A 13,175-nucleotide genomic window follows, 5' to 3' on the forward strand; every position below is an offset into this window, starting at 1 on the left:
CTGATTACTTCGAATACAACTCGACTACTAAACTCTCGTTGATCGTAGACGGCAGCTCAGAGCGTTGCGGCTGGGCTTTGAACACGCCTTTCCTGGTTTTGCTGTCAACTTCAAGCCACTCCGGAAAGCCGCGCGCTTCCGCTGCCTCTACTGAAGCCTTGATGCGCAAATGTTCTTTGGCTTTTCCCGCCACTTCGATCACGTCTCCAGGACGCACCTGATAGGACGGGATGTTGACCCGCTTACCGTTTACCAGAATGCCGTTGTGACGCACGATCTGGCGCGCCTCGGAACGCGACGCACCAAAGCCCATGCGGAAGGAAACCGTATCCAGCCGCGACTCTAGCATCTGTAACAGCGTTTCGCCGGTGATGCCTTTGCGGCGGTCGGCGTCCTGGTAGGTATTGCGAAACTGCTTCTCCAGCAAGCCGTAGATACGGCGCAGTTTTTGTTTCTCGCGCAATTGCACTGCATAACCCGAAAGGCGCACGTTTTTCTGGCCGTGCAAGCCCGGAGGATAGCTTCTGCGCTCAATTGAACATTTATCGGTAAAACACTTCTCGCCTTTTAGAAACAGCTTCTCGCCTTCGCGGCGGCACTGTCGGCATTTAGCATCAAGATTTCGCGCCATACGTTTTCCTCAATCAGATGCGGCGCCGTTTTGGCGGGCGGCAGCCATTATGCGGTACCGGCGTGACGTCGGAAATGCTGGTAATTTTGAAACCCACTGCGTTGAGAGCGCGTACCGCTGATTCGCGTCCCGGTCCGGGCCCCTTGATGCGTACTTCGAGATTTTTCACCCCGCACTCCTGGGCTGCGCGACCCGCCTGCTCCGCGGCCACCTGCGCTGCAAAAGGCGTACTCTTGCGCGAGCCTTTAAACCCGGCGGCACCCGAAGTCGCCCAGGCCAAGGTGTTGCCTTGGCGGTCGGTAATGGTGACGATAGTGTTGTTGAACGAGGCGTGAATATGAGCGATTCCTTCCGCCACGTTTTTCTTGGCCTTTTTGCGAACTCTCACGTTGGGCTTGGTGACCATGCACTGTCCTTGTATTAGGTCTTTCCGGTTATGCTGGTGGTTGGCGCCTTGGCGAGCCGAACTGCCTTGCGCGGGCCTTTGCGCGTACGCGCGTTGGTGCGAGTGCGCTGGCCGCGCACCGGCAGCCCGCGGCGATGCCGTTGCCCACGGTAGCAGCCAAGGTCGATCAGACGCTTGATGTTCATGGAAACCTCGCGGCGCAGATCGCCTTCCACGGTGAATTTGCTTACTTGCTCGCGAAGTTTGTCCATTTCCCCATCGGACAAATCTTTAATTTTTGCTGAAATATTGACGCCCGCTGAAGCGCATATTTTGCGCGCCCGTGAGCGCCCAACACCGTAAATCGCGGTAAGCGCGATCTCTGCGTGCTGCTGATTCGGAATATTTACGCCGGCGATGCGGGCCATGCTGTTCCTAAAAATAAAAACTGTTAATTATAAGGATATTGTTCAAACGATTCAATCGACCACACTAACCCTGGCGTTGCCTATGGCGCGGATCCACACAAATTACGCGCACCACGCGCTTGCGCCGGATGACCTTGCATTTGCGGCACATTTTTTTAACCGAAGTCCTAACTTTCATCTCGTTTCCTTTCCCTTACTTGGCCCGAAACACGATGCGGGCCCGAGTCAGATCGTATGGGGTAAGTTCCACCGTTACTTTGTCGCCGGGCAGGATGCGAATGTAGTGCATGCGCATCTTCCCGGAAATATGTCCTAGCACAACATGTCCATTCTCAAGTTTCACGCGGAATGTGGCGTTGGGGAGAGTTTCCAAAATTTCCCCCTGCATCTGTATGGTCTCTTCCTTAGCCATGCTTATCCCGGCTTTATCTTGCCGGCAAACCGCTCCCCTTGAAATTGGCTTTTTTCAGTAGACTCTCATACTGATGCGACATGATGTAGGCCTGCACCTGCGCCATGAAATCCATGGTCACGACGACCACGATCAACAACGATGTCCCGCCGAAATAAAACGGCACGCTCCATTTCACGATCAGAAATTCCGGCAGCAGGCACACCAGAGTTACGTAAAGCGCTCCGGCCAGCGTCAGCCGCATCATGATGTGCTCAATAAAACGCCCGGTCTGCTCGCCGGGCCGGATGCCCGGCACGAAAGCGCCGCTTTTTTTCAAATTGTCCGCCGTTTCGCGGGGATTAAACACCAATGCCGTGTAGAAAAAACAGAAAAAAATGATCGCTGAGGCATATAGAAAAACATAAATGGGCTCGCCCGGATGCAACGTCGCCCCGATATCTTTAAGCCAGGACAGGTGCTCGCTGCTGCCGAACCAGCCCGCGAGAGTCGCGGGAAACAAAATAATGCTTGACGCAAAAATCGGCGGAATAACGCCCGACATATTCAGCTTTAGCGGCAGGTGCGAGCTTTGGCCGCCATAAATCTTTCGTCCGACCTGGCGCTTGGCGTAATTTACCAGTATCTTGCGCTGCCCGCGCTCCACGAACACCACTACGCCGGTAATGGTGATGACCCCAACGAATAACAGCAGCACCAAGGGAATGGGAAACGCCCCGGTGCGCGCCAGTTCCAGTGTCCCGGCTACCGCGTGCGGCAGCCCGGACACAATACCCGCGAAAATGATGAGCGAGATGCCGTTGCCGATGCCGCGTTCCGTGATCTGTTCGCCCAGCCACATTAAAAACAGGGTGCCGGTCATCAGCGTTATCATGGTGGTTACGCGAAACATTATTCCCGGCTCAAGCACCAGCCCCGGCTGCGATTCCAACGCAATTGCGATGCCCATGCCCTGGAACATCGCCAGGAACACCGTGCCATAACGGGTGTACTGGGTAATTTTGCGGCGCCCCGATTCGCCCTCTTTTTTCAAAGCTTCAAGCTGCGGCGAGACCACGGTCATCAACTGCATGATGATCGACGATGAGATGTAAGGAAGTATGCCCAGCGCAAATATGGTAAAGCGCAATAGCGCGCCGCCCGAAAATACGTTGAACATTCCGAGTATTCCACCCTGCTGCGAGCGGAACAGATCTGCCAGATGCGCCGGATCTATGCCGGGTACTGGGATGTGCGCCCCGATGCGGTAGACTACCATGGCGCCTAACAAGAACAGGAGGCGCTTCTTCAAGTCCCCCATCTTGCCGTACATCCCGAGCACTGAATTGTTGGTGGCCATTTATCCTTTCGCGGCTTCAATGCTGCCGCCGGCGGCTTCGATCGCGGCGCGGGCGCCTTTGCTGACGCCCACGCCCTTCATTTTGACAGCGCGCGTGATTTTGCCCGAAAGCATGACTTTAGCTGCCCGTGCCGTCGCCGGGACAATGCCCGCCTGTTTCAGCGCCACGATGTCAATTTCTTTAACTTCCAGCATGTTCAATTCTGACAGTCGCACTTGCGCAGTACGCAGTTTGCTTGGCGAAACAAAACCGCGCTTCGGAAGGCGGCGCTGCAATGGCATTTGCCCCCCCTCAAAACCAGTTTTGTGAAAACCGCCGGAACGCGCTCGTTGCCCTTTGTGACCGCGTCCCGCTGTCTTGCCCAGCCCCGAGCCCGGTCCGCGACCGACACGGCGCCTGGCACGCTTGCTGCCGACAGAAGGTTTAATAGCGTTAAGCTCCATTCATTCCTCGCATTTGACCAGGTAGCCCACTTTGTTGATCATGCCGCGCACCGCCGGGGTGTCTTCCAGCTCAACCGAGTGATGGAGGCGGCGCAACCCCAAACCGCGCACCGTGGCCCGATGCGATTCACTGGTATTGATAATGCTCTTCGTCAAAGTCACTTTTATTTTCGCGGCCTGCTTTCGTTTGACCATGTTTACTCCAAAATTTGTTCCACGGTTTTGCCGCGTTTCGCCGCAACTTCGGAAGGCGTGTACATCGCTTGCAAACCGTTGAGGGTGGCGCGCACCACATTGTAGGGATTGGTTGAGCCGATGCATTTCGCAAGCACATTACTGACTCCCATCACTTCGAAAATCGCGCGCATCGGTCCGCCGGCAATGATTCCGGTGCCTTCACATGCGGGCTGCATGTACACCGTCGCCGAGCCGTGCTTGCCCACCACCGTGTGTTGCAGTGTGCCGTTCTTAAGGGTGACCTTTATCATTTTGCGCCGCGCCTCGTCCATGGCTTTTTGCACCGCCACCGGCACCTCGCGAGCCTTGCCCTTGCCCATGCCGACCCCGCCATCGCCATCGCCCACCACGGTGAGCGCGGCAAAGCCCAGAACGCGACCGCCTTTAACCACTTTGGTGACGCGGTTCACCGCGACCATTTTCTCTCTCAGGCCGTCGCTGCGCTGTGGTCCCTGTTGCCCTTTCGCCATAATATGCTCCGCTAGAATTTCAGGCCGTGCTCGCGCGCTCCGTCCGCCAGGGCTTTGACACGCCCATGAAACTTGAACCCGGAACGATCAAAGGCTACACTCACAATGCCCTGCTTCTTGGCCTTTTCCGCGATGCGCTTGCCCACCGCTGACGCCGCTTTGACGTTACCGCCATATTTAACTTTCTTGCGGACTTCGGGCTCGAGTGTTGAGGCCGCCACCAGGATTTTGGCGCCGCTGGCGTCGGCCACCTGTGCGTAAATATGGTGGTTGGTACGGTGCACCATCAAGCGCAAGGCCTTGAGCTCCGCAATCTTGTTGCGGGTTTTGCGTGAACGGCGCAGGCGCGCCTGTTTCTTTTCATCCATGTTGGTCTACTTCTTCTTGGTTTCTTTCAGGATTACCACTTCATCGACGTAGCGCACGCCTTTGCCCTTGTACGGTTCCGGCTTGCGGTACGCTCGCACTTCTGCAGCCATTTGACCCACCAGCTGTTTGTCTGCGCCCTTAATCACAATATCGGTCTGCGAGGGCGTTTCGACCTTGATGCCCTTCGGCATCTGATGCACCACCGGGTGCGCGTAGCCGACGGCCAAATTAAGTTTATCGCCCTGCGCTTGAGCCCGGAAACCTACGCCGACCAAACTGAGCTTTTTCTCGAATCCCTTGGTCACTCCGTGAATCATGTTGGCAAGCAATGCACGCAGCGTGCCGGACATGACATTGGCCTGCTGCGTTTCGTTGGCGACCTTGAATATCAGTTTATCGCCCTCGCGCTCAACATTAACATCCCCATTGAGGCGCTGCTTGAGAGTTCCCAGCGGGCCTTTCACTACTATTTCGCCGGGTGACAAGGTAACTTCGACTCCTGTTGGCACCACCACCGGGTTTTTGCCTATGCGCGACATATGTACTCCGATATATTCCGTTACGCGACGATACACAGCACTTCGCCGCCCATGCCGGCAGCTCGCGCCTTGCGGTCGGTCATCACTCCTTTGGGAGTGGAAATAATGGCAATTCCCATGCCGTTCATCACTTTCGGAATATCGCGATTGGCTTTGTAAATGCGCAAGCCCGGTCGGCTCACGCGCTCTATTTTTTCAATCACCGGCCGTCCCGCATAGTATTTCAGGCCGATCTCAAGCTGCGTTTTTCCCTGCAGCTCGCGCACCGCAAAATCTTCGACATAACCTTCTTCCTTGAGCACCTGCGCAATCGCCACTTTCAGCCGCGACGACGGAATTGCCACGTTGGTTTTTTCCGCGAGTTGGGCATTGCGGATGCACGTTAGCATATCGGAGATAGGGTCGCTCATACTCATAGGGAACCTCTAATTAAGTCTCGCATGTACCGAGTTGCTGGCGAAATGGGGATGAGGGCGAGGCGCGATGGCGCAGCCCTACCCCGTAGTAACGCAAGCCTGAGCAACGCTGCCATCGCCACATTTCGCCGCAACCCGAAGGGACGGGGCTTGGCCTCGCCCCATACTTTGTTGCTCGTCGCTGGTGTACGGTCAAGCACACGTCGCTCCTCGCTTCGCGTCTGGGTCAAGGCCCAGCCAACCGTCGCGGTCACGTGTGACTTAATTAGAGGTTCCATGGCTACCAACTGGCTTTGATGATGCCCGGAATTTCGCCGCGCATGGCGATTTCCCGAAACTTGTTCCGGCCCAGCCCGAACTTGCGATACACGCCGCGCGGCCGCCCGGTTAGCGAACAACGATTTCTAAGCCGCACCGGACTGGCGTTGCGCGGGAGTTGCTGCAATTTCTGCCGCGCCTCATGCCGGTCGTCATCGCTCACTTTGGTGTTGCGGATGATGGACAGCAATTCCGCGCGCTTCGCGGCAAATTTCTTGACCACGGCGCGGCGCTTGCGGTCACGGTTAATCAACGCTGTTTTTGCCATGCAGAACCTCAACTCTTGAACGGAAAATTGAATGCGGCGAGAAGCGCGCGTGCTTCTTCGTCAGTCTTGGCGGTAGTGGTAATGGTGATGTTCAGGCCGCGCAGCGCGTCAATTTTGTCGTACTCGATCTCCGGAAATATGATCTGCTCCTTGACGCCCATGTTGTAGTTGCCACGACCGTCGAACGATTTGGCCGAGAGTCCGCGAAAGTCGCGAATGCGCGGAATAGCAATCGACACCAGACGGTCGAGAAATTCATACATACGCTTGTCCCGCAGCGTAACCATGCACCCAACTGGATAGCCCCTGCGGATCTTGAACACGGCAATGGATTTGCGGGATTTGGTGACGACCGGCTTTTGTCCGGAAATTTTTTGCAGGTCTGCAACCGCGTTATCCATAACCTTCTTATCCGCGACCGCTTCTCCTACACCCATATTCAGCGTGATTTTGCTGATGCGCGGCACTTGCATCGCCGTTTTATAGCCAAACTGTTTCATCAACTGTTTGACTGCTGTGTTCCGGTAGAGCGCTTGCAAGCGGGGCATGTCTGTCTACTTTTTTCAGGCGTCGACCATTTCGCCGTTGGACTTGAAATAACGCACCCGGCGCCCGTCATCCAGTACTTTAACGCCGACACGGTCGGCCTTCTGCGTGGCGGGATTAAATAGCATGACGTTGGAAATATGAATCGGCAGTTCCTTGTCGACAATACCGCCGGGGTTGTTTTTCGTGGGATTGGGTTTCTGATGCTTTTTTACCTTGTTGATCCCTTCCACCAGCACATGCTCGGCATCGACCATGCGCAACACCGAGCCGCGCCGGCCTTTATCCTTGCCGGTAGTCACGATAACATTGTCGCCTTTCCTGATTCTGCGCATGAATTACTTCCTTACAATACTTCCGGAGCCAAAGACACTATTTTCATGAAGCGCTCGGTGCGCAGCTCGCGCGTCACCGGGCCGAAAATCCGCGTTCCAATCGGCTCCAGTTTGGGGCTCAGCAGCACCGCCGCGTTGCCGTCAAATTTGATGAGAGATCCGTCCACGCGGCGAACTCCTTTCGCGGTGCGCACGACCACCGCATGATAGATTTCACCTTTCTTGACTCGCCCACGCGGTACCGCCTCCTTGACGCTCACTTTGATAACGTCGCCGATGCCGGCATAACGGCGCTTCGATCCGCCGAGCACCTTGATGCACATGACGGAACGTGCGCCCGTGTTGTCCGCGACGTCCAGCACTGTCTGCATTTGAATCATTTTGGTTCATATCTCCAACTTAACCCGCCAATACTTACTCGAGTTGACGGTCAGTCTTGGATCCCGTCAGGCAAGAAACGCTAGGCTCTATAACACGTGCATCGAAAGACCGTGAATTATAAAGGTCATCAACTCCCAAAGCAAATCAAATGACACGTGCTTTCTCGATCAGCTTGCTCACCCGCCAAGCCTTGGTTTTGGAAATCGGCCGGCATTCTTCGATCAGCACGATATCGCCCTCGTGGAACTCGTTCTTGTCGTCGTGCGCATGGTACTTCTTGGAACGGGTGACGATTTTGCCGTACAAGGGGTGCCGTACCTTGCGCTCGACCAGTACCGTTACGGTTTTATCCATTTTGTCGCTGACCACACGTCCGCTCAGTGTGCGTTTGGATGCTTCGCTCATGGCCGTCGCGCCTTTTCAGTAAGCACGGTTTGTACGCGGGCAATATCCCTGCGTACTTTGCGCAATTGGCTGAAATTCGCGAGCTGTTGTGTCGCCTTTTGCATGCGCAGGCCGAATTGCGCCTTAAGCAGATCCGCCAGCTCCTGCTTAAGTTCCGCTTCCTGCAAACTTCTTAATTCGCTGATTTTCACCGTCTACCCCATTTGTCGCATCACAAATGTCGTCAATATCGGCAACTTGGCCGCTGCCAGGCGGAACGCCTCGCGCGCCGATTCTTCGTTCACACCATCCATTTCATACAACACTTTGCCGGGCTGAATTTCAGCGACGAAATACTCCGGGGTGCCCTTGCCGTTACCCATGCGTACTTCAGCCGGTTTTTGCGAAACGGGCTTGTCGGGAAAAATACGGATCCAGATGCGCCCGCCGCGTTTGATAAAATGCGTCATGGCGCGGCGCGCCGACTCGATTTGACGCGACGTCAGGCGGCCGCGCGTAACCGCTTTCAGGCCGTATTCGCCAAAGCTTACCTTATTGCCGCGCGTGGCCACGCCGGTATTGCGGCCTTTCTGCTGTTTGCGGTATTTGGTTCTAGCGGGCTGCAGCATCTATCGCTCCTGGCTTCACTTTTTTGCTTTGCTCGCGCCGCGTGTAGTTTTGGACTTGCTCTCGGTCGTCGCGCTTGCCGCTTTGGCTTTAGGCGCAGCACGTGGTTTGGTCTTGCCTTTGATTTCGACTTGAACTTTGCGCTTGGCCTCGGCTTCACGCCTGGGCTTGGCCTTGGCTCTCACGATCTCTGCCGGCTTGACTTTGGGCTCACTTGGCTTGAGCGTCGGCTTGGGTTCAAGTTCGCGCGGTGCCTCAACCTTGGCTTCGATTTCACTGCGTTGGGGTTGAGACTTGATCTTCCTTTCCATTTCCAGAGGCGGTGCAACCTGCGGCTGCTCGGTTTGCCCCATCAATTCGCCCTTGAATACCCACACCTTGATGCCGATCACGCCGTAGGTGGTTTTGGCTTCGGCAAAGCCGTAATCAATGTCGGCGCGCAAGCTGTGCAGAGGCACCCGACCTTCGCGATACCATTCACTGCGCGCGATTTCAATCCCGTTAAGCCTGCCCGAGCTTGCGATTTTGATGCCCTGCGCGCCCAGGCGCATGGCATTGGTGATCGCACGCTTCATGGCGCGCCGGAACATGATTCGCTTTTGCAGTTGCTGAGCGATGCTCTCGGCGATCAGCTGCGCGTCCAGCTCGGGTTTGCGGATTTCCTCTATATTAACGTGCACCGGGATGTTCATTAGCTTTTGCAACTCAACTTTCAGAGACTCGATGTCCTCGCCTTTTTTCCCGATAACGACCCCGGGCCTCGCACTGTAAACCGTTATCCGGGCGTTCTTCGCGGGCCGCTCTATGACCACTTTTCCGACAGCCGCGTGGCTCAGCTTGTTTCTCAGAAACTCGCGCACTTTAATGTCCTCGTTCAGCATTTCCGGAAAATGCTTGCTGTTCGCGTACCAGCGCGAGCTCCAGTTACGGAGCACGGAGAGGCGAAAACCGGTTGGATGAATCTTCTGTCCCATGATGCTCCCTTATTTATCACCTACCGTCACATAAATGTGGCAGCTAGGCTTGGTAATGCGGTAGCCGCGGCCCTTGGCGCGCGCTGCGAACCGTTTGACGCTCGGCCCGCGTTCGACGTAGATGGTGGTAACTTTGAGCTCGTCGATGTCCGCCCCGTCGTTGTGCTCGGCATTGGCGATCGCCGATTCCAGAACTTTCCTGATAATCCCGGCGCCTTTCTTGGGGCTGAATGCAAGGATGTTAAGCGCCTTGTCCACCGGCAAGCCGCGAATCTGGTCCGCTACCAGCCGCCCTTTTTGCGCTGACAGACGCACACTTCGCAATACGGCGGACGTTTGCATCGAGTTCTCCTATTTTTTCTCCGCTTCTTTCGCCGGTTCTTTCGCTGCTTCTTTCGCCGGCTCTCTTCCCGCTTCTTCAAGTTCAGAGGTTTTCCTCTCGGCTGAATGGCCCTTGAAAATGCGGGTGTGGGAAAACTCGCCGAGCTTGTGTCCCACCATGTTTTCGGTGACGTATACCGGAACGTGTTGCTTGCCGTTATGCACCGCAAACGTGAGGCCCACGAAATCCGGCAGCACGGTGGAGCGCCGCGACCAGGTTTTGATCGGCCGCTTGTCATTGGTCGCACGCGCCGCGTCCACTTTTTTCATGAGGTGGATATCCACAAACGGTCCTTTTTTGACGGAGCGTGACATGGTTTTGCTTTAGCCTTTGGATCCTTTAACTGCATGGCGCCGACTTATAATCATTGCCGCAGTTCGCTTGTTGCGACGCGTCTTGTAGCCCTTGGTTTGCGTGCCCCACGGACTTACCGGAGGTTGTCCGGCAGCGGTTTTGCCTTCGCCGCCGCCGTGCGGGTGATCGATCGGATTCATCGCCACGCCGCGCACTGTCGGTCTTATCCCGCGCCAGCGCTGCGCGCCTGCTTTGCCGATGGAACGCAGCGAATTTTCCTCGTTACCGACTTCGCCGATAGTAGCGCGACATTCGATATGCACTCTGCGAATTTCTCCTGAACGCAGGCGCAGCTGCGCGTAGCTACCCTCGCGCGCCAGCAGTTGCACTGAGGTACCGGCCGCGCGCGCCAGCTGCGCGCCTTTGCCCGGCAGCATCTCCACGCAATGCACGATGGTGCCGACCGGAATATTCCTGAGCGGAAGCGCATTGCCACTCTTGATCGGCGCTTCAGGCCCGTTCACCAGTTGCGCGCCTGCGGTTACTCCCTTGGGCGCAATGATATAACGGCGCTCGCCGTCGGCATAACATAGCAGCGCAAGCCGCGCGCTGCGGTTCGGGTCGTATTCCAGACGCTCCACTTTGGCCACGACACCATCCTTGTCGCGGCGGAAATCGACTTTCCGGTAATGCTGCTTGTGGCCGCCGCCTTGATGGCGCGTCGTGACATGACCCCAGTTATTGCGACCCGCACGTTTCGCCTGGCGTTCAACCAACGGCGCATATGGCGCCCCTTTGTGTAATTCCCGGCTCACCAGCTTGACTACGGCGCGGCGCCCGGGTGACGTGGGTTTTACCTTGACCAGAGCCATTATTTATTCTCCGCTGCCGCGAAATTGATGTCGTGGCCGGGTTTCAGGCACACGTAGGCTTTCTTCCAGTTGTTGCGGCGCCCTGTGTAACTTCCGAAGCGCTTGGCTTTGCCCCTCATGTTCGCCACCTGCACCGACAGCACTTCGACCTTCTTGTCCTTGGAGCTGAACAAAAACTCGATCGCAGCCTTGATCTCCGTTTTGGTTGCGTCCGGCAGCACGCGTATTACGACTTGCCCGTGCTTGTCCCCCAGGCGCGTGCTTTTTTCGGAAACCTGCGGCGCGAGGATAATTCGCATCAACCGTTCCCGGTTGAGAGCGCTCATGTCAGCAGCTCCTCGATTTTTTGTACCGCGCCTTTGGTCATCAGTACGTTGTGGAAGCGAATCAGGCTCACGGGGTCGGTTTGGCCGGGCTTGATCACGCATATATTTGGCAAGTTGCGCGATGACAAGTAGAGATTCTCATCCAAGTTGTCGGTAATGATCATCACGTTTTCAAACCCCATGCTTTTTAATTTCTGCACCAGGAGCTTGGTCTTTGGCGCCTGCACGCTGAAATCCTCGACGACCGAAAGGCGGCCTTCGCGCGCCAGCTGCGACAAAATCGAGCACATTCCGGCGCGGTACATTTTTTTATTTACTTTCTGGCTGAAATTTTCGTCGGGCAGATTGGGAAAAATCTTGCCGCCCCCGCGCCATAGCGGGCTGGATGCCATTCCGGCGCGTGCACGACCCGTGCCCTTCTGGCGCCATGGCTTGCGCGTCGACTTGGCAACGTCGCTGCGCCCTTTCTGCGCGCGCGTCCCGGCTCTGGCATTGGCGAGGTAAGCGGTCACCACCTGATGCACCAGTGCCTCGTTAAATTCGCGCCCGAACAGGACGTCAGAAGCCTCGATGGTGGACGGCTTGCCTTTTTCTTTGATCAGCTTAAGTTCCATTATCTTCCCGCTTTCACTGCCGGCCGCACGATCACGTCGCCGCCGTTGGCTCCAGGCAGCGCGCCCTTGACCAGCAACAGCTGACGTTCGGCATCAATTCGCAGTACTTCCAGATTGAGCGCGGTGCGCTTCACATTGCCCAATTGTCCAGGCATGCGCTTTCCCGGAAAAACGCGTCCCGGGTCCTGCGCCTGGCCTGTCGATCCCGGTTTATTGTGGGAAACCGAGTTGCCGTGGCTTGCGCGGTTTGATTTGAAATGATGCCGCTTAATCACTCCGGCAAAACCCTTACCCTTGCTGGTACCGCTGACGTCGACTTTCTGTCCGACTTTGAAAATATCCACGCCGATGGCCGCGCCCACCTTCAGGTTGGCAAGTTCTTCCTGGGCAACTCTGAATTCCCTGAGGCCGCCGCCTGCTTCCACCGCCGCTTTGGCAAAATGTCCAGCCGCGGGCTTGTTGACGCGAACCGCGCGGCGCTTGCCGTAGGTGACTTGCACCGCGGCATAGCCGTCGGTCTCGGGCGTTTTAATCTGGGTAACGCGGTTGTTTGAAACATCCAGCACTGTAACCGGCAGCGTCTCGCCGTCATCGGTAAAAATGCGGGTCATTCCAATCTTGCGACCAACCAGTCCTAAACTCATTTTCTTCACCTTGTAAGGCGCCGGTTGCGTGACCGGCAGTTCTTTAATCGTGAAACGACGCTAACCTTTCACGTTTCACGTTCTACAACTTAATCTCCACATCGACGCCCGCGGGCAAATCCAGCTTCATCAGCGCGTCCACCGTTTTGTCGGTAGGATCAACGATGTCCATCAAGCGTAAATGAGTGCGAATTTCGAATTGGTCACGGGAGGTCTTGTCGGCATGCGGAGAACGCAGCACGTCAAAGCGTTCGATGCGCGTGGGCAGAGGCACGGGTCCTTTTACCACCGCCCCGGTGCGTTTCGCAGTCTCGACAATTTCCAGCGCCGACTGGTCGATCAGGCGGTAATCAAAAGCCTTCAGGCGAATGCGTATTTTTTGGCTTTGCATGACGTTATTCGATTATCTTCGCGACCACGCCGGCGCCCACGGTGCGGCCGCCTTCGCGGATGGCGAAACGCAAGCCCTCTTCCATGGCAATCGGGGCAATGAGCGCCACCGTCACCGTCACATTGTCCCCCGGCATCACCATCTCGGTG

At 56.3% G+C, this 13,175-nt stretch carries 27 protein-coding genes and 1 pseudogene; all 28 read right to left on the bottom strand.

The window, feature by feature from the left end:
• Positions 1-4: 4 nt before the first annotated feature.
• A complete protein-coding gene (gene rpsD / locus VLV32_04720) occupies positions 5-631 on the bottom strand; it encodes a 30S ribosomal protein S4 (protein HUL41191.1) in 627 nt (208 codons plus the stop codon).
• Between the two features lie 13 nt (positions 632-644).
• Positions 645-1,037 carry a 30S ribosomal protein S11 gene (gene rpsK, locus VLV32_04725; protein ID HUL41192.1) on the bottom strand — a complete coding sequence of 131 codons (393 nt, stop codon included), beginning with the start codon at positions 1,035-1,037 and terminating at the stop codon, positions 645-647.
• A gap of 14 nt (positions 1,038-1,051) precedes the next feature.
• A complete protein-coding gene (gene rpsM, locus VLV32_04730; protein HUL41193.1) occupies positions 1,052-1,444 on the bottom strand; it encodes a 30S ribosomal protein S13 in 393 nt (130 codons plus the stop codon).
• A 64-nt stretch (positions 1,445-1,508) separates the two neighbouring features.
• On the bottom strand, positions 1,509-1,622 hold the full coding sequence (gene rpmJ, locus VLV32_04735) for a 50S ribosomal protein L36 (GenBank protein HUL41194.1): 114 nt from the start codon (positions 1,620-1,622) through the stop codon (positions 1,509-1,511).
• A gap of 15 nt (positions 1,623-1,637) precedes the next feature.
• Positions 1,638-1,856, bottom strand: coding sequence for a translation initiation factor IF-1 (infA, locus tag VLV32_04740; protein HUL41195.1), 219 nt, complete (start codon positions 1,854-1,856; stop codon positions 1,638-1,640).
• A 13-nt stretch (positions 1,857-1,869) separates the two neighbouring features.
• Positions 1,870-3,195, bottom strand: a complete 1,326-nt coding sequence (gene secY / locus VLV32_04745) for a preprotein translocase subunit SecY (protein HUL41196.1) — start codon at positions 3,193-3,195, stop codon at positions 1,870-1,872.
• Entirely contained in the window at positions 3,196-3,639 is a 444-nt protein-coding gene (gene rplO, locus VLV32_04750; GenBank protein HUL41197.1) for a 50S ribosomal protein L15, read from the bottom strand. It abuts the gene before it with no gap.
• The gene (gene rpmD / locus VLV32_04755) at positions 3,640-3,834 is read right to left on the bottom strand and encodes a 50S ribosomal protein L30 (GenBank protein ID HUL41198.1); all 195 of its coding nucleotides are present in this window, start codon (positions 3,832-3,834) and stop codon (positions 3,640-3,642) included. It lies immediately after the preceding gene.
• A 2-nt stretch (positions 3,835-3,836) separates the two neighbouring features.
• Positions 3,837-4,346, bottom strand: coding sequence for a 30S ribosomal protein S5 (gene rpsE / locus VLV32_04760; GenBank protein ID HUL41199.1), 510 nt, complete (start codon positions 4,344-4,346; stop codon positions 3,837-3,839).
• Positions 4,347-4,357: 11 nt separating this feature from the next.
• The gene (rplR, locus tag VLV32_04765) at positions 4,358-4,714 is read right to left on the bottom strand and encodes a 50S ribosomal protein L18 (GenBank protein HUL41200.1); all 357 of its coding nucleotides are present in this window, start codon (positions 4,712-4,714) and stop codon (positions 4,358-4,360) included.
• Positions 4,715-4,720: 6 nt separating this feature from the next.
• Positions 4,721-5,254 carry a 50S ribosomal protein L6 gene (rplF, locus tag VLV32_04770; GenBank protein ID HUL41201.1) on the bottom strand — a complete coding sequence of 178 codons (534 nt, stop codon included), beginning with the start codon at positions 5,252-5,254 and terminating at the stop codon, positions 4,721-4,723.
• A gap of 20 nt (positions 5,255-5,274) precedes the next feature.
• Positions 5,275-5,670, bottom strand: coding sequence for a 30S ribosomal protein S8 (gene rpsH, locus VLV32_04775; protein ID HUL41202.1), 396 nt, complete (start codon positions 5,668-5,670; stop codon positions 5,275-5,277).
• A 280-nt stretch (positions 5,671-5,950) separates the two neighbouring features.
• Positions 5,951-6,256 carry a 30S ribosomal protein S14 gene (rpsN, locus tag VLV32_04780; protein HUL41203.1) on the bottom strand — a complete coding sequence of 102 codons (306 nt, stop codon included), beginning with the start codon at positions 6,254-6,256 and terminating at the stop codon, positions 5,951-5,953.
• Positions 6,257-6,264: 8 nt separating this feature from the next.
• The gene (rplE, locus tag VLV32_04785) at positions 6,265-6,804 is read right to left on the bottom strand and encodes a 50S ribosomal protein L5 (protein ID HUL41204.1); all 540 of its coding nucleotides are present in this window, start codon (positions 6,802-6,804) and stop codon (positions 6,265-6,267) included.
• Between the two features lie 15 nt (positions 6,805-6,819).
• Positions 6,820-7,137, bottom strand: coding sequence for a 50S ribosomal protein L24 (gene rplX / locus VLV32_04790; GenBank protein HUL41205.1), 318 nt, complete (start codon positions 7,135-7,137; stop codon positions 6,820-6,822).
• An 11-nt stretch (positions 7,138-7,148) separates the two neighbouring features.
• The gene (rplN, locus tag VLV32_04795; protein ID HUL41206.1) at positions 7,149-7,517 is read right to left on the bottom strand and encodes a 50S ribosomal protein L14; all 369 of its coding nucleotides are present in this window, start codon (positions 7,515-7,517) and stop codon (positions 7,149-7,151) included.
• Positions 7,518-7,662: 145 nt separating this feature from the next.
• On the bottom strand, positions 7,663-7,923 hold the full coding sequence (rpsQ, locus tag VLV32_04800) for a 30S ribosomal protein S17 (protein ID HUL41207.1): 261 nt from the start codon (positions 7,921-7,923) through the stop codon (positions 7,663-7,665).
• Complete coding sequence (gene rpmC / locus VLV32_04805) at positions 7,920-8,114, bottom strand: 50S ribosomal protein L29 (protein ID HUL41208.1); 195 nt, start codon at positions 8,112-8,114, stop codon at positions 7,920-7,922. Before rpmC ends, rpsQ begins: the two co-directional genes overlap by 4 nt.
• Before the next feature lie 3 nt (positions 8,115-8,117).
• A complete protein-coding gene (rplP, locus tag VLV32_04810) occupies positions 8,118-8,531 on the bottom strand; it encodes a 50S ribosomal protein L16 (GenBank protein HUL41209.1) in 414 nt (137 codons plus the stop codon).
• A 15-nt stretch (positions 8,532-8,546) separates the two neighbouring features.
• Entirely contained in the window at positions 8,547-9,503 is a 957-nt protein-coding gene (rpsC, locus tag VLV32_04815) for a 30S ribosomal protein S3 (protein HUL41210.1), read from the bottom strand.
• Positions 9,504-9,512: 9 nt separating this feature from the next.
• On the bottom strand, positions 9,513-9,845 hold the full coding sequence (gene rplV, locus VLV32_04820; protein ID HUL41211.1) for a 50S ribosomal protein L22: 333 nt from the start codon (positions 9,843-9,845) through the stop codon (positions 9,513-9,515).
• A 90-nt stretch (positions 9,846-9,935) separates the two neighbouring features.
• Positions 9,936-10,199 (bottom strand): annotated as a pseudogene (rpsS, locus tag VLV32_04825) (30S ribosomal protein S19).
• A gap of 9 nt (positions 10,200-10,208) precedes the next feature.
• Positions 10,209-11,051 (bottom strand): 50S ribosomal protein L2, encoded by an 843-nt coding sequence (rplB, locus tag VLV32_04830; protein ID HUL41212.1) that lies wholly within the window; start codon positions 11,049-11,051, stop codon positions 10,209-10,211.
• Complete coding sequence (rplW, locus tag VLV32_04835; protein ID HUL41213.1) at positions 11,051-11,377, bottom strand: 50S ribosomal protein L23; 327 nt, start codon at positions 11,375-11,377, stop codon at positions 11,051-11,053. The genes rplB and rplW overlap by 1 nt, the downstream gene beginning before the upstream one ends.
• Positions 11,374-11,991, bottom strand: a complete 618-nt coding sequence (gene rplD, locus VLV32_04840) for a 50S ribosomal protein L4 (protein HUL41214.1) — start codon at positions 11,989-11,991, stop codon at positions 11,374-11,376. The genes rplW and rplD overlap by 4 nt, the downstream gene beginning before the upstream one ends.
• Complete coding sequence (gene rplC, locus VLV32_04845) at positions 11,991-12,635, bottom strand: 50S ribosomal protein L3 (protein ID HUL41215.1); 645 nt, start codon at positions 12,633-12,635, stop codon at positions 11,991-11,993. Before rplC ends, rplD begins: the two co-directional genes overlap by 1 nt.
• Positions 12,636-12,717: 82 nt before the next feature.
• On the bottom strand, positions 12,718-13,026 hold the full coding sequence (gene rpsJ / locus VLV32_04850; GenBank protein HUL41216.1) for a 30S ribosomal protein S10: 309 nt from the start codon (positions 13,024-13,026) through the stop codon (positions 12,718-12,720).
• Between the two features lie 4 nt (positions 13,027-13,030).
• On the bottom strand, positions 13,031-13,175 hold a 145-nt coding region (locus tag VLV32_04855; GenBank protein ID HUL41217.1), incomplete at its 5' end, for an elongation factor Tu.

The sequence above is a fragment of the Burkholderiales bacterium genome, assembly GCA_035518095.1.
Taxonomy (GTDB): domain Bacteria; phylum Pseudomonadota; class Gammaproteobacteria; order Burkholderiales; family JAHFRG01; genus JAHFRG01.